The sequence below is a fragment of the Kitasatospora sp. NPDC048365 genome (assembly GCF_043200835.1).
Lineage (GTDB): Bacteria > Actinomycetota > Actinomycetes > Streptomycetales > Streptomycetaceae > Kitasatospora > Kitasatospora terrestris.
This window is the reverse complement of sequence record NZ_JBICYJ010000020.1, coordinates 90,651-108,843: the sequence shown is the minus strand read 5'-3', so window position 1 is coordinate 108,843 and position 18,193 is coordinate 90,651. Positions and strand designations below refer to the sequence as shown.

13 protein-coding genes are annotated in these 18,193 nt (G+C 74.4%); 2 read left to right on the top strand and 11 right to left on the bottom strand.

Annotated elements, in window-relative coordinates:
- Positions 1-86: 86 nt before the first annotated feature.
- The 4 genes from ACGFX4_RS21515 to ACGFX4_RS21500 all read right to left on the bottom strand — a co-directional run bounded on the left by ACGFX4_RS21515 (position 87) and on the right by ACGFX4_RS21500 (position 4,706).
- A complete protein-coding gene (locus ACGFX4_RS21515; RefSeq protein WP_393076693.1) occupies positions 87-773 on the bottom strand; it encodes a response regulator in 687 nt (228 codons plus the stop codon).
- Positions 770-1,942, bottom strand: a complete 1,173-nt coding sequence (locus ACGFX4_RS21510) for a sensor histidine kinase (protein WP_393076690.1) — start codon at positions 1,940-1,942, stop codon at positions 770-772. Before ACGFX4_RS21510 ends, ACGFX4_RS21515 begins: the two co-directional genes overlap by 4 nt.
- 23 nt (positions 1,943-1,965) lie before the next feature.
- Positions 1,966-2,445, bottom strand: coding sequence for a DUF1453 domain-containing protein (locus ACGFX4_RS21505; protein ID WP_393076687.1), 480 nt, complete (start codon positions 2,443-2,445; stop codon positions 1,966-1,968).
- 140 nt (positions 2,446-2,585) lie between these two features.
- Positions 2,586-4,706 carry a type IIA DNA topoisomerase subunit B gene (locus ACGFX4_RS21500; protein ID WP_393076684.1) on the bottom strand — a complete coding sequence of 707 codons (2,121 nt, stop codon included), beginning with the start codon at positions 4,704-4,706 and terminating at the stop codon, positions 2,586-2,588.
- A 471-nt stretch (positions 4,707-5,177) separates the two neighbouring features.
- Here ACGFX4_RS21500 and ACGFX4_RS21495 point away from each other — a divergent pair, with 471 nt between their 5' ends.
- Positions 5,178-5,408: a hypothetical protein gene (locus tag ACGFX4_RS21495; RefSeq protein ID WP_345699266.1), complete on the top strand. Its 231-nt coding sequence runs from the start codon at positions 5,178-5,180 to the stop codon at positions 5,406-5,408.
- Positions 5,409-5,605: 197 nt separating this feature from the next.
- On the opposite strand, the gene ACGFX4_RS21490 is transcribed toward ACGFX4_RS21495, so the two are convergent.
- From ACGFX4_RS21490 to ACGFX4_RS21460, 7 genes are all read right to left on the bottom strand, one after another.
- Positions 5,606-6,460 carry a S1 family peptidase gene (locus ACGFX4_RS21490; RefSeq protein WP_393076681.1) on the bottom strand — a complete coding sequence of 285 codons (855 nt, stop codon included), beginning with the start codon at positions 6,458-6,460 and terminating at the stop codon, positions 5,606-5,608.
- A 148-nt stretch (positions 6,461-6,608) separates the two neighbouring features.
- Positions 6,609-8,237, bottom strand: a complete 1,629-nt coding sequence (locus ACGFX4_RS21485; protein WP_393076678.1) for an RNA polymerase sigma factor — start codon at positions 8,235-8,237, stop codon at positions 6,609-6,611.
- Between the two features lie 339 nt (positions 8,238-8,576).
- Positions 8,577-9,503, bottom strand: coding sequence for a FadR/GntR family transcriptional regulator (locus tag ACGFX4_RS21480; RefSeq protein ID WP_393076675.1), 927 nt, complete (start codon positions 9,501-9,503; stop codon positions 8,577-8,579).
- Between the two features lie 110 nt (positions 9,504-9,613).
- Positions 9,614-10,513 carry a hypothetical protein gene (locus ACGFX4_RS21475; RefSeq protein ID WP_393076672.1) on the bottom strand — a complete coding sequence of 300 codons (900 nt, stop codon included), beginning with the start codon at positions 10,511-10,513 and terminating at the stop codon, positions 9,614-9,616.
- 137 nt (positions 10,514-10,650) lie between these two features.
- On the bottom strand, positions 10,651-12,060 hold the full coding sequence (locus tag ACGFX4_RS21470) for an ATP-binding cassette domain-containing protein (RefSeq protein WP_393076669.1): 1,410 nt from the start codon (positions 12,058-12,060) through the stop codon (positions 10,651-10,653).
- 393 nt (positions 12,061-12,453) lie between these two features.
- A complete protein-coding gene (locus ACGFX4_RS21465; RefSeq protein ID WP_345699260.1) occupies positions 12,454-13,197 on the bottom strand; it encodes an NUDIX domain-containing protein in 744 nt (247 codons plus the stop codon).
- 295 nt (positions 13,198-13,492) lie between these two features.
- Positions 13,493-15,808, bottom strand: a complete 2,316-nt coding sequence (locus tag ACGFX4_RS21460) for a glycogen debranching N-terminal domain-containing protein (protein ID WP_393076666.1) — start codon at positions 15,806-15,808, stop codon at positions 13,493-13,495.
- A gap of 993 nt (positions 15,809-16,801) precedes the next feature.
- Between ACGFX4_RS21460 and ACGFX4_RS21455 the strand changes: the two genes are divergently transcribed.
- Positions 16,802-18,115 (top strand): alpha/beta fold hydrolase, encoded by a 1,314-nt coding sequence (locus ACGFX4_RS21455; protein WP_393076663.1) that lies wholly within the window; start codon positions 16,802-16,804, stop codon positions 18,113-18,115.
- Positions 18,116-18,193 lie beyond the last annotated feature (78 nt).

Below are 18,193 nucleotides of genomic sequence, written 5' to 3'. Positions count from 1 at the left end.
GCCGACCGAACCATGATGGAGCGTCACCGTCCGCTACCGCGAACCGGTGCAGATACGTTCACCCGATGTGGTGAGGCACCGTCAGCTCACGAACCGGCGCCGGAGAGCCCGTGCCGGAACGCGTACGTCACCGCCTGGGCCCGGTCGCGGACCCCGGTCTTGGCGAACAGGTTGTTGATGTGCGTCTTGACGGTCGCCTGGCTGATGAACAGCCGGCCGGCGATCTCGGTGTTGGACAGGCCCTCGGCGATCAGCGCGAGCACCTCGGCCTCGCGCGCGGTCAGCCCGTCCGGCAGCGCTGCCGCAGTGGCGGGCGCGGTCGGCGCGGTCGGCGCGGATGGCGGCCCGGAGAGGTGCTGCAGCAGCCGGAGTTGGACCTGCGGGGCGAGCCCGGCCGCGCCGGAGCGGACGTCCGCGATCGCCTTGGCGATCTCCTCGGCGCCCGCGTCCTTGGTCAGGTAGCCGCGCGCGCCGGCCCGCAGCGCCGGGAAGAGCGAGTCGTCGTCGGCGTAGGTGGTGAGCACCACCACCTCGGTGCCGGGGTGCCCGGCGCGGATCCGCCGGGTCGCCTCCACCCCGTCGCAGCGGGGCATCCGCAGGTCCATCAGCACCACGTCCGGCGTCAACTCGGCAACCACCCGAACGGCCTCCTCGCCGTCCGCGGCGACCCCCACCACCTCGATCCCGGGCAGCAGCCCGAGCAGCATCACGATGCCCTCGCGCACCACCGTCTGGTCGTCGGCGACCACCACCCTGATCGCGTCCCCGCTCATGCCGGCACCGTCAGCCGCACGCGCCATCCTCCTGCATCGTCCGGGCCCGCCAGCAGTTCGCCGCCGAGCAGTTCGGCGCGTTCGCGCATCCCCAGCAGACCGTACCCGGAGCCGCTGTCGGCCAGCGCGGAGTCCCCGCCGCCCGGCGGGCGGGTGTCGCCGGTGTTGTCCACCTCCAGCTCCACCGCGTCGTCCCGGTAGACCAGGACGACCGTGGCCCGGCTGCCCGGAGCGTGCTTGCGGACGTTGGTGAGTGCCTCCTGCGCGGTGCGCCGGACCGCCAGTTGGGCCTCGGCGGGCAGCGGCCGCACGGTGCCCTCGATCCGCAGCTCGGCCCGCTGCAGCTCGGCGAGCTCGGCCAACTGCTCACCGAGCGGTGTGAGTTCGCCGCGCAGCGCGGAGAGCGCCCGGCGGGTCTCGATCAGCCCGTCCTGGGCCATCCGCCGGGCGGCGACCACCCGTTCGCGGATCTGCCCGCGGTCGGCGCCGCCGTCGATCATCAGCCGGGCGGCCTCCAGGTGGACCAGCTGCGCGGAGAGGCTGTGCGCCAGCACGTCGTGGATCTCCCGGGCGATCCGGGCCCGCTCGGCGAGCGCCGCTGACTCGGCACGGGCGGCGTGCGCGGCCCGCTCCTGCGCCAGCAGCTCGCGCTGCGCCGAGCGCGCCTGGGTGTCCAGCCGCAGCAGGTAGCCGAACAGGCCGATCCCGGCGGTGACCCCGGCCACCGCGACCAGCGGGTCGCCGGACATCAGCCCGTACGAGGCCAGCGCGGCGGCGCCGGTAATCACGGCGGCGGCGAGCGGCAGCCGGACCAGCGAGACCACGGCCAGGCCGCACCAGATCACCGAGGCGAGGGTGTGGGCGCCGCCCTCGGCGGCCAGGCCGGCGACCAGCAGCAGCCCGGCGGTGGCGGCGAGCACGCCCCACAGCCGGCGGGCCCGGACGGCGAGGTACCAGGCGGTGCCCAGGGCGACCGCCCCCAGCAGCCAGCCGATCGGCGGCAGCACCCGCCAGCCGGTGAACCGGCCGCCGCCGAAGGTGCTCACCACCACCACGACCAGCAGCACCGAGCGCCCGCCGACGGCGAGCACCCGGCGCGCCGGGGTGAGCCGGTCCCGGACCGGGACGTCCCCGGCGGGCCAGCGGGTCCAGCGCTCCAGGGTGGTCACCGGCGGATCCTCTCGGGTCGGGTTCAGGCGGCGAGGGTGTGGCCGTGCTCGACGCCGCGTGCCCGCCAGTTCACCACGAGGCCGCGCACCAGCAGCATGCCGCCGAGCGAGAGCAGCAGCACGGCACTGCCCTGCCGGACGTGCAGCGCGGCGGCGGCGCCGTACCAGCCGATCCGGACCGCGATCATGCCGAGCCAGGCGTATGCGGTGGCCCGGGTGCCCTTGGTCCACAGCGTGCCGCTGTCGTCGCGCCACAGCCGGACGGTCCAGCCCCAGACGCAGCCCATGGCGAGCGTGGTGAGCAGCGAGCCGGCCAGCAGCAGGACGGCGGTGACCCGGTGGTCGTGGTCGATCAGCGCGGGGTCGCGCAGGGCGATCACCGCGAGGACCGCGGGGACGAGCCACGGGCGGCGGCCGGTCTCCAGGGGGCGGGCCTTGAGCTGGCGGCCGACCACCAGGACGACCACCACGAGGGCGATCAGGACGTTGGCGAGGGTGGTCATCTCGGTCTCCCGACTGCAGGGTTGCTGACCCCCTCGACGCTACGGACCGGCCGGGCCGCGGGGATCGGAGCCGGGGTGGAACCGAACGGCGAAGGGCCTCTCCACCCGGGGGTGGAGAGGCCCTTCGCCGCCGCGGTCGGTCAGGCGTCGATCCGGGAGCGGTCCAGGGTGGCCGCCGAGTCGACGATGAACTCGCGGCGCGGCGCCACGTCGTTGCCCATCAGCAGGTCGAAGGTCTGCTCGGCCGCGTCCAGGTCGCCGAGGTTGATCCGGCGCAGGATGCGGTGGCGCGGGTCCATGGTGGTCTCGGCCAGCTGGTCGGCGTCCATCTCACCGAGGCCCTTGTACCGCTGGATCGGGTCCTTCCAGCGCAGGCCCTTGCCCTGGAACTCCAGCAGGGTGCGGCGCAGCTCCCCGTCGGAGTAGGTGTAGTGGTACTTCTCCTGGCCGCGCTTGGGGTTGGTGAGTTCGATCCGGTGCAGCGGCGGGACGGCGGCGAAGACCCGGCCCTGCTCGACCATCGGGCGCATGTAGCGCTGGAAGAGGGTGAGCAGCAGGCAGCGGATGTGCGAGCCGTCGACGTCGGCGTCGGCCATGAAGATGACCTTGCCGTAGCGGGCCTGGTCGATCTCGAAGCTGCGGCCGGAGCCGGCTCCTATCACCTGGATGATCGACGCGCACTCGGCGTTCTTGAGCATGTCGCTCACCGAGGCCTTCTGCACGTTGAGGATCTTGCCGCGGATCGGCAGCAGCGCCTGGAACTCGGAGTTGCGGGCGAGCTTGGCGGTGCCGAGCGCCGAGTCGCCCTCGACGATGAAGAGTTCGCTGCGGTCGACGTCGTCGCTGCGGCAGTCGGCCAGCTTGGCGGGGAGCGAGCTGGTCTCCAGCGCGGTCTTCCGGCGCTGGGCCTCCTTGTGCTGGCGGGCGGCGACCCGGGTGCGGGCGGCGGCGACCACCTTCTCCAGGACGGCGCGGGCCTGGACCTTCTCGTCCTTCTTGGTGGAGGCGAGGAAGCCCTTCAGCTCCTTGGCGACCACGGCGGCGACGATCCGGTTGGCCGCCGAGGTACCGAGCACCTCCTTGGTCTGACCCTCGAACTGCGGCTCGGCGAGCCGGACGGTGACCACCGCGGTGAGGCCCTCCAGGGCGTCGTCCTTGGTGATGTCGTCCTCGGCGACGCGCAGCATCTTGGCCGAGCGCAGCACCTCGTTGACGGTCTTGGCGAGCGAGCGCTCGAAGCCGGTGACGTGGGTGCCGCCCTTGGGGGTGGCGATGATGTTCACGAAGGAGCGCACGGTGGAGTCGTAACCGGCGCCCCAGCGCAGCGCGATGTCCACGCCGAGGTCGCGGGTGACCTCGGTCGGGGTCATGTGGCCGAGCTCGTCGAGGACCGGGACGGTCTCCTTGAAGGTGCCCTCGCCGTGCAGCCGCAGCACGTCGCAGACCGGCTTGTCGGGGGCGAGGAACTCGCAGAACTCGCTGATGCCGCCGTCGAAGCGGAAGGTGTCGGTGCGGACCTTCTCGCTCTCCGTCAGCCGCTCGTCACGGACGATGATGGTCAGGCCTGGCACCAGGAAGGCGGTCTGCCGGGCGCGGGCGTGCAGCAGGTCCAGCGAGAGCTTGGCGTCCTTGAGGAAGATCTGCCGGTCCGCCCAGTAGCGGATCCGGGTGCCGGTCTTCCCCCGGGTCGCCCTGCCCTTCTTGGCCAGGCCGCTGCCCGCCTCGAACGGCGCGTCCGGGGAGAGCTCGGTGAAGATGCCGGGGGTGCCGCGGCGGAAAGAGATCGCGTGGGTGTGGCCGCCGCGGTCGACCTCGACGTCCAGGCGGGCGGAGAGCGCGTTGACCACGGAGGCGCCGACGCCGTGCAGACCGCCGGAGGCCGCGTACGAGCCGCCGCCGAACTTGCCGCCGGCGTGCAGCTTGGTCATCACGACCTCGACGCCGGACAGGCCGGTCTTCGGCTCCACGTCGACCGGGATGCCGCGGCCGTTGTCACGGACCTCGACCGAGCCGTCCTCGTGCAGCAGCACGTCGATCTTGTCGCAGAAGCCGCCGAGCGCCTCGTCGACCGAGTTGTCGATGATCTCCCACAGGCAGTGCATCAGGCCGCGGCTGTCGGTCGAGCCGATGTACATGCCGGGGCGCTTGCGGACCGCCTCCAGGCCCTCCAGGACGAGAAGGTGCCGCGCGGTGTAGTTGGACCCGTCCTCCCCTGTCACCAGAGAGGCCGGGACGGTCGATTTCCCACTCACGCTGTGCACTCCTCCACCTCGTTGACGGACACCCCGCACGCTCTCAGCAACTGAGACACCGTCCTTCGGGGCCCGCTCGGCTTGTACGCGCTGCGCGAACAAGACCTCCGGCGACCGCGCGGGTCCGAGGATGCCATCTCCTGCTGACACCACGGATCCTGTCGGAACGTGGCGGGCCGGGCAGGCGGCGGAGCTGCTGTGATGCAGGCTACCGGGCGCCACGGCGGGGCTATGCTCCAACCCGGCGGAGGATTATGCTACGCGGACCCGGAGCCCGAACCGATCGGGCGTTCGAGGTGCGGGGGTGCACCACGGAATTCGGTACGCATGAACCACCGGAGCCCGGGGCACCTCCTCATCAACAAGGCGTATCAACACCGCAGCGAAATCCTCAGAGAGAAAAGCCACGAGCGGGAACGAATTCGACCTGGTTGGATGTTGATCCTGGTACACAGCTCGTCGAGCTAGAGAAGAGGCGACGTGACTACTGTTCTGACCCCTGCGAGCCCGCTCACCGCGGCCGACCGCTGCGACCGGTGCGGCGCCCAGGCCTACCTGCGTGTCGTCCTCGCCAGCGGAGGAGAGCTGCTCTTCTGCGCCCACCACGGCCGGAAGTTCGAGCCCGAGCTCAAGAAGATCGCCGTCGACATACAGGACGAGAGCGGCCGCCTGTCGGCGACGCCGAACTCGGCCAGCGACGACGAGCGCTGACCGTCCACGGTCGTTCGCCGAGCTGAGTCGACCACGGTCGACGCCGGCCGGGCGGTGGGTCCTCGGGCCCACCGCCCGGCTTCGGTCTTTTTCGGCCGCCACCCTGAGCGACCGTCAGACCACCGGGCGTGACGCACCGCGCGTGACGCCCGGCGGTCCGTAGCGCCTGGGCGCCCGGCGGCCAACAGCACGCCGGCCTACAGCACCGAGCGCACCGACTCGGCCACTGCGGCCACCCGCGTGTAGACGCCCGGGTGGGCCGCCTCCGCACAGCCGGTGCCCCACGAGACCAGCCCGGCCAGCCGCCCGGCCACCACCAGCGGCCCGCCGCTGTCGCCCTGGCAGGCGTCCTTCCCGCCGCGCTCCTCCCCCGCGCACACCATCGTCCGCGCGTCGTACGCGGTGTCGCCACCCGCCGGGTACGCGTGACCACAGACCGCGTCCGAGACGATCGGTACCGTCACCTGCCGCAGCACCGGCGAATAGCTGCCGTCGCCGCGGGTGTCCCCCCAGCCGAACACCGTCGCCGGCGTGCCCTCCGCGTACGGCTCGCTCTCGCCCGGACCGACCAGCTCGATCACCGGCCGCTCCGGCTGCGCCTCGGCCAGCGTGAGCACCGCCACATCCCGGGTGTTGGCGGCGAAGCTGTAGTCCGGGTCGATCCAGACGTTCTTGACCGCGACCTCCCGCCCGGCCGTGCCGCGCAGGTCGTCCCGGCCGAGCACCACCCGCAGCCCCGGCCGGTCGGTCCGGCGGCCGGTCGACTCGTCGTAGAAACAGTGGGCCGCCGTCACCACCTTCGTCCCGGTGACCAGCGCCCCGCCGCAGAACTGCCCGGAGTGCGCGCTGCCGAACTGCTTGCGACTGGACAGCGCCACCATCCACGGGTGGTCGGCGGTCGAGGCGGTCGACCCGCCGACGATCCGCCGCTGAGCCCCGGCCGGCTGCGCGGCACCCAGCACCAGCAGCGGGGAGGGCAGGGCGGCCAGCGCGACGAGGGCGACGGCCCGACGGCCGAGACGGGCCGGGAGCGTGTCCAGGAAGGGCGGCACCGGATCTCCAGATGATCGACGGGGAGCAACCGGCACAGCGTAGTCGAGCGATCACCCTCCGCACGGGAGGCGCGTCGCCGGGCCACCCGGACGAGCGACAAGCGAAAGGGCCCCTCCGCCGCGGCGGAGGGGCCCTTTCGTCGAGCGACTAGTCCAGGTAGTCGCGCAGCACCTGGGAGCGCGACGGGTGACGCAGCTTGGACATGGTCTTCGACTCGATCTGACGGATGCGCTCACGCGTCACGCCGTAGACCTTGCCGATCTCGTCCAGCGTCTTCGGCTGACCGTCGGTCAGGCCGAAGCGCATCGAGACCACGCCCGCCTCGCGCTCGGACAGGGTGTCCAGCACGGAGTGCAGCTGCTCCTGGAGCAGGGTGAAGGAGACCGCGTCGGCCGGGACGACCGCCTCGGAGTCCTCGATCAGGTCACCGAACTCGCTGTCGCCGTCCTCACCCAGCGGGGTGTGCAGCGAAATGGGCTCGCGACCGTACTTCTGGACCTCGATGACCTTCTCCGGGGTCATGTCGAGCTCCTTGGCCAGCTCCTCCGGGGTGGGCTCGCGGCCCAGGTCCTGGAGCATCTGGCGCTGGACGCGGGCCAGCTTGTTGATGACCTCGACCATGTGCACCGGGATACGGATGGTGCGGGCCTGGTCGGCCATCGCGCGGGTGATCGCCTGGCGGATCCACCAGGTGGCGTAGGTGGAGAACTTGTAGCCCTTGGTGTAGTCGAACTTCTCGACCGCACGGATCAGGCCCAGGTTGCCCTCCTGGATCAGGTCCAGGAAGAGCATGCCGCGGCCGGTGTAGCGCTTGGCCAGCGAGACCACCAGGCGGAGGTTGGCCTCCAGCAGGTGGTTCTTGGCCCGGCGGCCGTCCTCGGCGATGATCTCCAGCTCGCGCTTGAGCTTCGGTGCGAGCTTGTCGGCCTGGCTCAGCTTGTCCTCGGCGAACAGGCCGGCCTCGATCCGCTTGGCGAGCTCGACCTCCTGCTCGGCGTTGAGCAGCGGAACCTTGCCGATCTGCTTCAGGTAGTCCTTGACCGGGTCGGCGGTGGCACCGGCGACGGCGACCTGCTGGGCCGGCGCGTCGTCCTCGTCGTCGTCGGAGAGGACGAAGCCCTGGTCGGTCTCCTCCTCCGCCTCGCCCTCCGGCTTGTCGCCGGGCAGCGCGACGTCCTCGAGCAGCTCCTCCTCGGAGCCCAGCTCCTCGTCGCCCTTGGCGCCGGCCTTGCCGGCGGCGGTCTTCTTGGCAGCGGTCTTCTTGGCGGGCGCGGCAGCGGCCTTCTTGGCCACGGCCTTCTTCGCCGGAGCCGCGGCGATCTTCTTCGCCACCGGCTTCGACTCGCCCGAGTCGATGGTCTCGACGACCGTCACCTCGGCAGCGGCCACCGAGGCGGCGACGGTCGCGGCCGGGGCCACGTTGGTCGGGGAAGGAGCGATCCGCACCGGGGGCTTCGTCGGCGCGGCAGGCGTACGGGTGGTGACCGCCTTGGTCGCAGTGCGCTTGGTGGTGCTCTTGGCGGCAACGCTCTTGCGCTTGGCGCCGGCCGGCTCGGCCGCGCTGACCATGAGGTCCACGCCTTCCTCAATCAGCACCTGATTGAGGCTGCGCATGACGTTCTTCCACTTGGTGACCGGGATCTGGTCCGCCTCGAACGCCTGGCGCACGTCGTCACCGGCGATCTGCCCCTGGGCCTTGCCCCGCTCGATGAGCGCCAGCAGTGCCGCGGACTCGGCGATCTCGGGGGGAAGCGAACGGGATGTGCTGGCCGACACGAACAACCTCTCGGACGATGAGTGGACACGAACCCGGACCCGACCGCCCGAGGACTCGGGTGGGTGGACGGGGCTGGGTCTGCGGGACGGCAGCAGCGCCGCAGACCAACACAGCATTGTGACATGTGGTGGTATTCCGGAGCTGCTTCCGCTCCGTACACATCGCTGCCGCCCCTCAAGTGTTACGCATGCCCGTCGTGGCGCGGGTCACACCGCCGGGAAACGGCCTCCACCTGCCCCGGGCAGCCTACGTCCCGCCGCTGCGACGGCCCGTCCGGCCGCGCCGATGGGGGGTCGGCGCGGCGGGGGCGGTCGATCGGTCCATCGTCCGGACCGCGCTCAGTGCTCGCGGGGGGCGGGGACCGCGTGCTCGACGTCCGGGTGGACGGTGAGCAGCGCGCGGACAGCGGCCTCGGCGGCGGTGCCGTCGCCGATGCCGAGCGCGTCGACCAGCCGGGCGTGCAGGCTGACCGCCGAGTCGGACGGGCGCTCGCAGGTGGTGCCCGGGCCGCCGGACACCTGGAGGGCGCACGAGACGATGCTGGACAGGTGCTCCAGCATCCGGTTGCCCGCCATCTGCAGGACCAGGCCGTGCAGCTCGGCGTCGGCCCGGCCGTAGCTGACCAGGTCGCCCTGGGCCCCGGCGTGGCCCATGATCTCGGTCAGCTCGACCAGGCGGGCCTGGACGTCCTCCCGGCCGTGGCCGGCGGCCAGCCGGGCGGCCAGCGGCTCGATCGCCCAGCGCAGCTCGAACAGCTCGCGGCGCTGCTCGTCGCGCTGCGGGCCGAAGGCGCGCCACTCGATGATGTCCGGGTCCAGCAGGTTCCAGTCGCCGACCGGGCGGACCCGGGTGCCGACGTTCGGCCGGGCGGAGACCAGGCCCTTGGCCTCCAGCACCCGCAGCGACTCGCGGACGACCGTGCGGGACACCTCGAAGCGCTGGCCGATCTCCTCCGGCACCAGCGGACGGTCGGCGCCCAGGTCGCCGGAGACGATCATCTGGCCGAGCTGCTGCACCAGCTGGCCGTGCAGGCCGCGGCCGCGGCTGCTGGTGGTCTTCCGGCCGACCCGGCCGAGCTCCGACTCGGCCCCCTCCCAGCGGGGGGCGGGCGGGGTGGGCCGGTCGGCGTAGGGGAAACGGTCCAGCTCGCCGGCCGAGATCGACTCGGCCGCGCGGGCTGCGGTCATGGTGGGGTGCGCAAGGGTACTCACAGCTCCTTTGTCGGCGATCGGCGGAGCCGCCTTGAGGATTCTCGTGAAAAGCACACGAAAGGGTGATCGACCGTGACTGGATAATTGACTTCTTATCAGGAAGAAACGGCCAAACCGGTCCTACTGCGGTCACATCGGGCCCTCTCGGTCCTGGCCGGCGCCGGTCAGAGCGCCCGGCGACGGAACTGGACCAGCACGCCCGCCGCCAGCAGCACCACCACCGGCGCCAGCAGCGCGGCCAGCAGCAGCGGCTCCGGACCGGCCGCCGCGACCGCACCCGGCGCCCCGCGCACCCAGTCCAGCCCGTACTGGAACGGCATCAGCTCGCGCGCCCACACCGGCCAGTCCAGGCCGCCCTGACGCAGCACCAGCCCCGCGGTCGGCTCCAGCAGCGCCGGGAGCGCGCACAGCGCCAGCAGACCCGCCGCCGCACTGCGCACCACCGAGGTCAGCAGCAGGCCGGCGCAGCCGCCGAGCACCACCATCACCACGAACGCCAGCAGCGGACGGCCGGCCGAACCCTCCGCCAGCAGCGAGCCCGCCGTACCGTCCGTCGCGACCGTCGTGCCGCCCACCGCGCTGCCCGCTGCGCCCTCTGCAACCGCCGCGCCCGCTCCGGGGCGGAACGCCGCCAGCCCGTCGAAGACCGCCGAACCGTCCACCCCGCCCGGCAGCGCCGCGAAGCGCACCACCACCGCGTCCACCGCCAGCGACACCACCGCCAGCAGCGCCGACACCGCGCCGATCACCGCGAGCTTGCCGCCGACCAGACCGATCCGGCGGCCGAACGAGACCCGCGAGGCGGCCAGCCCCGGAAAACGCACCTCGTGCCCGTACGACAGCGCGCCGAGCGCGCCCGCGCCGAGCGCCGCGACCGGCAGCGGCAGCAGCGGCACCACCGCCGCCACGCACCGCACCGCCGCCGCCACCGACAGCTCGCCGTCCGGCAACTGCCGGGCCAGCACCGCCGCCACGGCCGCGTCGGCCAGCAGGACGGCGCCCAGGATCAACCAGGTCGAACGCAGGCCGCGCAGGCGGCGCAGCTCGTAGGCCAGTACGCGCACGGGTCACTCGTTCCGGGGTTCGGGCCCGGCGCGGGTCGGGCGCGGGGCGGGACAGGGCGGGGCGGGATGGGGCGGGGCTTGGTGGGGCGGGGCTGGGGGTGTGAGGGGTACGGGTGGGGCCGCGTGGTGACGGCGGATCAGTGGCCCGCGAGCGGGCCGGGGAACGGCGGCTGCCCGCCGTCGCCCTCCGCACCGCCGCCGAGCGCCGGCTCTTCCCGGAACAGCGGGCGCTCCGGCCGCACCGCCTGGCCCTGCGCCGGGTACCCGTCCAGTGGGAACGGCTCCTGGTCCGCGAACCGGCCGGTCGGCGGCAGCACCGACTGCTGCCCCACCTGCGCTCCCGACTGCGGCCCCAGATGCTGCGCTGCCGGGTTCGCGCCCATCTGGTGCGCTCCCACGTGGTGCGCACCTGGGTAGACGCCCGGGTATGCACCCGGGTGCGCGCCCAGGTGCTGCGGCACCGGGTCCGGTGCGAGATCGGGCTCGGACTCGGCGGGGCGTCCGACGACCACGGCGGCCGGGACGGGCTCGTACAGCGGTTCCTCCCGGCCGACCGGGGACAGCAGCTCGGTCGCCGGTTCCGGCCGCGCCGCCGGTACGGGCTCCGCCGCGCGCCGGTCACGCCCGCGCACCCGGACGTGCCCCGAGCGGCCCGAACCGCTCGGCAGCGACGGGTACGGCACCGGCTGCTCCACCACCCGGTCGGCCAGCTCGTGCAGCAGGATGCCGTGGCGGTAGGCGAGTTCGCCGATCTCGGTGCGACCGATGCCGCTCACCGCGAGCCCCGCGCCGCCGTCCCGCCGAACCTGCGCCCCCTGGCCGGTCAGCAGGTCCGCGAGGCGGGCCATCTGCGGGCCGCGCACCGCGACCTCGGGGTGCAGCCGGGTGCGCCGGAACTCCGCCACCGGCTGGTCCGCGACCAGCCGGCCCCGGTCCAGGGTGACCACGCGGTCGGCGAGCGAGGCCGCCTCCTGCGGGCTGCGGGTGGTCACCACGACCGTCCCGCCGGCCACCGCGAAGGAGCGGCAGAAAGCGTGGAACCACTCCTCGTTGCGCGGCGACAGCCCCTCGGTCGGGGCGTCCAGCAAAAGCGTGTTCGGGTCGCCCAGCAGGGCCGCGGCCAGGGCCAGCCGCCGGTTCATCCCGGGCGAGAAGGCGCGCAGCCGGTGCTCGGCCACGGCCGCCAGCCGGGCCTGCTCCAGCAACTCGTCCGCACGCCGGGCCGGGACGCCGACGCTGCCCGCGAGCATCCGCAGATGGCTGCGCGCCCGCTGTCCGGGGTGCCCGGCGGTCGGGCGCGCGCTGGGCAGCATCACGCCGATCTCGCGCTCCGGGCGCCGGATGCTGCGGTAGGTGCGGCCGTCGAACAGCGTGATGCCGAGGCCGCGTTCGAGCTCCACCATCAGCCTCAGCGCGGTGGTCTTGCCCGCGCCCGCGTCACCGAGCAGCGCGGTCACCACGCCGGGGCGGGCGTCGAAAGTCAGGTCCAGCAGCGCCGGGGGCCGCCCGCGCCGGTGGACCTTGGTCAGTCCGGTGATCTGGATCATCACTGCCGCTCCCCTGTCCGGGCGCCGTCCACTGTGCCTGCCGCCAGCACAGTAGGACGCGGAGCGGTAGATTCCGGGCATTCCGGATGCGTCGGAGGGGGTGTGGCCGCGCGCCTCACTCGATCAGGCGACAGCTTCCGCCGGACGACCCGGCGGCGGCGTGACCAGGACCGGAGCAGGACTCGGTCGCCCGCCGGTCAGGAGTTGGTCAGGGCCCGACCGGAACTCGCCCGGGGAACTCGGTCGGAACCCGGCCGGAGCCAGCCCGGTCGGATCCCGGTCGGAACCCGGCCGGAGCCAGCCCGGTCGGATCCCGGTCGGATCCCGGCCGGAGCCAGCCCGGTCGGATCCCGGTCGGATCCCGGCCGGAGCCAGCCCGCTCGGAGCGCCCGGTCAGGACTCCGGGCGCAGCATCGGCGGGTTGAGCAGCGTCGCACCGCCCGCTGTGAAGAGCTGGGCCGGACGCCCGCCCTGACGGGTCGTCGTGCCCCCGGAGGGCAGCAGGAAGCCCGGCGTGCCGGTCACCTTCCGGTGGAAGTTGCGCGGGTCCAGCACCACGCCCCACACCGCCTCGTACACCCGGCGCAGCTCGCCGACGGTGAACTCGGGCGGGCAGAAAGCCGTCGCCAGCGAGGAGTACTCGATCTTCGACCGGGCCCGCTCCACGCCCTCGGCGAGGATCTGGCCGTGATCGAAGGCGAGCGGCACGCCGTCCGCCGGGGAGGCACCGAGCAGCTCGCCGACCGGCGCCCAGCGGGCACCGCTCGCGTCACCGCCCGGGCGCGGCGTCGGCAGGTCCGGCGCGAGCACCAGGTACGCCACGCTGACCACCCGCATGCGCGGATCCCGCTGCGGGTGCCCGTACGTCGCCAGCTGCTCCAAGTGGGCACCGGCCGTCGCCTGGCCCGCCGAGGAGTGGGCGCGCAGGCCGGTCTCCTCCGCGAGTTCGCGGGAGGCCGCCTCGGCAAGGCCCTCGTCCGGGCGGACGAAGCCACCGGGCAGCGCCCAGTAACCCTGGAACGGCGCCTCGCCGCGCTTGACCAGCAGCGCGCACAGCGCGTGGTCCCGCACCGTCAGCACCACCAGGTCGACGGTCACGGCGAACGGGGGGAAGGCCGACGGGTCATAGCGCGACATGGCGACGATCATAGTCGTCTCTCTGACGATAAACACAGAGCTCGGGACGGTTGCCCCACGCACGGCCCGAGGCGCAGCCCGGCGCACCGGCTGTGGGGCAACCGTCCCGAGGGACAGCCCGCCCCGCAGCCCGATCCACAGCCCGGCACCGGTCTTTGGTGCCGCCCAGTGCCGGCCGGGGGTACCGCCCCGGTGCCGGCCCGGGGTGCCGCCCAGTGCCGGCCGGGGGTACCGCCCAGTGCCAGCCCGGGGTGCCGCCCGGCGCCGGCCGGAGGTGCGAACCGGTGCCGGCACGTCAGCGGGCGCCGAGCTGCAGCGCCGCCGGGGCCTCCTCCACCACCGCCACGCCGATCCGGCTGACCCGGACCGAGAACGGCTCACCGGCGACCCGAAGCCCGGTCAGCTGCAGTTCGCCCAGTGGCGCTGTGCTGGCCGGACGCACCGCCACCCGCCCGGACGGCACGTCGGGCCGCACGCCGGCGAGCGACAGCACCAGGTGCACGGCGGCCGCGGCGGACACCGCAGCCGGCCGGCATGCGGCGTGGTGCGGCACCGGCGGACAGTCCGCCACCTTCTGCTCGCCCGCGTACATCTCGGGGAGCCGGGCCTCGAAGTGGGTGGAGCTGTCCAGCAGCCCCTCCAGCAGCGCTCCCGCCTCCCGTTCGAACCCCGCCTCGGCGAGCCCGGAGACGGCAAGCACCGTCTCGTGCACCCGGACCGCGCCGCTGCGGTGGCCGAGCGGGTTGAACCGGGGCGACTTGGCGCTGAGCGTCCGCAGCCCCCAGCCGCAGTCGAGCTCCGGGGTGACCAGGCGCTGGGCGAGCAGTCGGGACTGCTCGCGGTCCAGCAGCCCCTCGTACGAGTCGCCGTCGCCGGCCAGGCCGACGTCGAAGAGGTGCACCAGGGTGGACGCCAGCGCCGGCAGCGGCCGATCGTCCGGGAGCAGCGCGGCGGCCGGTCGGCCGCCCGACAGGTCGTCGATCCAGAACCGCTCGCGGAACCGCTCGCGCAGCCCGGCCGCCCAGGACCGCCACTCCTGCGCGCCCGGCCGGTCGAAGGCGTCCAGCAGGTCGGCGCCGTGCAGCGCCGCACGGTGGGCCTGCGCCTGCACCTCGCAGCGGGCCGCGCCCGGTCGGGCCGCCCGTTCCGCGGCCGACCGGCCGAGGTCGGTGACGAAGCCCTCCGGTCCGTCGGTGCCGTCCGCGACCGCCGCCCGCAGCGCTCCCAGCGCGCGCTCGGCGACGGGCAGCAGCTCCGCGACCTCGGCCCGGGGCATGCCCCAGCGCCACGCCTCGGCCAGCACCGTGACGAACAGCAGGGTCGCCTCGGTCGCGGTGCAGGTCGGCGGGAGCTCGGGGCCGCCGTGGCGCAGCGGGCCGGGCACGACGCCGTCCATCGGATGCGCCGTCTCGGACGCGGCACCGCCCGCGCCGGCCGTACCGCCCGGGGCGGTGGTGGTGGACGAAGCGGCGCTCGGTGCGGCAGGGGCCGTGTGGCCACCCGCCGACCCGCCGGCGGGCGCGGCCGGAGTGACACCGCTGTCGGCGCCGGTCCCGTACACGAAGGTGGGGACCGGGACGGACCCGCTGCCGGACCCGGCGACGGATCCGGTGCTGCCGGACTGGCCGAAAGCAGGGCCGGCCGGGCCGGCGACGTGCTGGCGGCGGGCCAGTGCCCGCAGGGTCCCCGCGGCGAGGCGGGTGCCGAGCGGCAGGGTGAGCCGGGCCGCCCACAGGGCGTCGGCGGCGGTCAGGCCGAAGCGCCAGGGGGCACCGGAGGCGGTGTACAGGTCGGTGGGGCGGTCCGCGTCGGCGAGCAGCAGCCCGCCGAGCGCGTCGAGCGAACGGGCGACCAGCCGCTCGGCCCGCTGGTCGTCGCACCGGACCTCGGGCTCCGCCCAGGGCAGCGGGACGCCCTGGCCCCGGCCCGTCGGGGGCCGGCCTGCGCCGGCGGCCGTCTCCACCTCCGCGTGCAGTTCGACCGACCAGCGGGCGCCGGGCTGCACCTCCAGGTCCCAGCGCAGGACGCCCGCGCCGGCCAGTACGGCGTGCGGCGAGGGACGTGCGGACACCGCCGCTCCCCGGCCGTGACCGGACCAGCGCAGCCCCGCCGACTGCACCTGGCCGGGCAGGTCGGCGGTGCGGCGGCCGGCCGCGATGTCGGTGAGCAGACCCAGGTCGGTGCCGAGCGCGATCTCCAGCGGGAGCCTGGCGGGGCGGAGCCCGGTGTTGCGAACGGTCACCGTCTCTATGCCGTCGGCGTGCCGCAGCCGCTCCACGGTGAGCGCGGGATCCGGGTCGGGGTCGCCGGGAATCCGGACCGCGCCGACGAAACGGGCGGCGGACGTCGAGGTGAGGGTGCCCTGGAGGGGCATCGGCTCGATTCCGCCGAGGCGGATCTCCATCCGGGCGAGGGTGCGGACCCCCGAGCGGAAGAAGCCGTGCATGCCCTGGCCGCGCAGTTGGCCGTCGGACGCGGAGATCGCCATGCCGGGCGCGCTGACGCACATCACCGCGTCGTGGGACGCCACCGGCTGCGGGCGCGGCCCGGCCGGCGCCTGCGGCGCCTGCTGGCGCGGCGGTCCGAACGGCTGCCCACCCGGGCCGGGCACCTGGCCACCCGGCAGCCCGGCACCACCCGGTCCCGACGGGCCGGCCGGAATCCCGGCGCCGCCCATGCCCGGCGGCGGACCGGCAGGTACCCCGGCGCCGCCCATGCCGGGCGGCGGACCGGCGGGAACACCGGCACCACCGGCACCACCCACGGCCGGCGGTGGACCGGCCGGACTTCCGAAGCCGACAGGGCCCGTCGGGGCACCCGCCGTTGCCCCGGTCGGCACGGGCGCCGTCCCGGGCGTACCCGGCGCCGCCGGCGCGCCTGCGGACGGACCCGGTCCGCCGTGGGAGCCGCCGTGGAAGCCGGCATCGCCGGGACCGCCCGGAGCGCCCGCGCGGGCCGGGCCGGGGGCGGGGCCGGCCGGGTGCTGCGGGGTGGCTGCGGGGACAGGTGGCGCCGAGTGCGGTGCTGCCTGTGGTGGCCTTGAGGCGGTCACCGGGTTCTCCTCCCCTCGGTCGACCGGCGGCTGCGTCTCCGGCCGGCCGCGAGTGTGCTCGATCGCGGTCTGTGCTGCTCTGCCGCCGCCGGTGTGCGCGGCAGCGGCCCGGACGGTGGCGGCCCCCGGCCACCCGGCCGGAGCGGGTCTGTTCTCTCGTCTACGGACGTGTCCGTCCCGCCGTGACGCCGGTCGCGCGACACTGCGCGGTGGCCGCCCGACTGCGGCCGGGAGTCCGACGCCGGTGCGGAGCGCCGTGGCGTTCCGCAGGTTGAACGCCGTGCACCCGCCCCAGGTCACGCCCTGACACCGGAGGTCGGCTCGAGCGCCGGCACCGCGTGGTGCCCGCCCGGCGGCGCGCCCCCGGGCCCCCGCAGGGCGCCGGTGGTGGTCCGGTCGTGGTGTCGGCCTCGGGTCGCCGCCGTCGGCGGCCGCCCTCCACCGGATCCGGTCCGCCGTCAGGATACGGTGCGGAGGCAGTGGCGCCCGCACCGGAGACCCCGGCGGACGCCGCCCCGACTCAGCAGCAACAACCCCGCACCAAGGAGTTGCATGTCCACCGTCAGCCGACTGCCCGGGATCGTCACCACCGACCACGTCTTCCAGGTCCCGCTCGACCACCGGGCCCCGGACGGCGAGCAGATCGAGCTCTACGCGCGCGAGGTGGTCGCCCCCGGCCGGGTGCACGACGACCTGCCGTGGCTGGTCTACCTGCAGGGCGGCCCGGGCGGCAAGGCCAACCGCCCGCTGGGCAAGGACGGTTGGCTCACCCGGGCGCTCGACGACTACCGCGTCCTGCTGCTCGACCAGCGCGGCACCGGGCGGTCGACGCCCGCCACCCGGCAGACCCTGACCCGCCGGGGCGACGCCCGGCAGCAGGCCGAGTACCTGGCCCACTTCCGCGCGGACTCGATCGTGCGGGACGCCGAGCTGGTCCGGCACCGGCTGCTGGGTCCGGACGGCCGGTGGAGCCTGCTCGGCCAGAGCTTCGGCGGCTTCTGCACCCTGACCTACCTGTCGCTGGCCCCGGAGGGGTTGCGCGAGGCGTTCGTGACGGGCGGACTGGCCGGGCTGCGCCGCTCGGCGGACGAGGTCTACCGCGCGGCGTACCCGCGGGTGGCCCGCAAGAACGCCGGCCACTACCGGCGCTTCCCGCAGGACGTGGCCGCGGTGCGCCGGATCGCCGCCCACCTCACCGAGCGCCCCGCCACCCTGCCGGACGGCGGCACGCTGACCGTCGAGGCGTTCCAGGCGCTGGGCATGATGCTCGGCAGCGGCACCGGCTCGTTCAGCCTCCACTACCTGCTGGAGGAGGCGTGGGTGGACGGCGCGGCCGGGCCCGAGCTCTCCGACACCTTCCTCGCGGGCGCCCAGGCGCAGCTCTCCTTCGCCCAGGGGCCGCTGTACGCCGTGCTGCACGAGTCGATCTACGGGCAGTGTTCGGTCGACGGCCGCGGCACGGAGTGGTCGGCGGAGCGCGTGCGCAAGGAGTTCCCCGAGTTCGACGCCGCGCAGGCGCTGGCCGACGACCGGCCGGTGCTGTTCACCGGGGAGATGATCTACCCCTGGATGTTCGAGACCGACCCGTCGCTGCGGCCGCTGCGCGAGACGGCGCAGCTGCTCGCGGAGCGCACGGACTGGAGCGACCTGTACGACACCGAGCGGCTCGCGACCAACGAGGTGCCGGTCTTCGCGGCTGTCTACCACGACGACATGTACGTCGACACGGCCCACTCCCTGGAGACGGCGGACGCCGTCGCGAACACCCGGGTGTGGGTGACCAACGAGTGGGAGCACGACGGCCTGCGGGTCAGCGGGGGCGGCGTGCTGGACCGGCTGATCCGGATGGCCCAGGGCGAGATCTAGCCGGAACCGCCCGCCCGGGAGGGCGGCCGGACCGGCCGCCCTCCCCCGCGCGGCCCCGAGCACCCGCGCAAGCAGCGC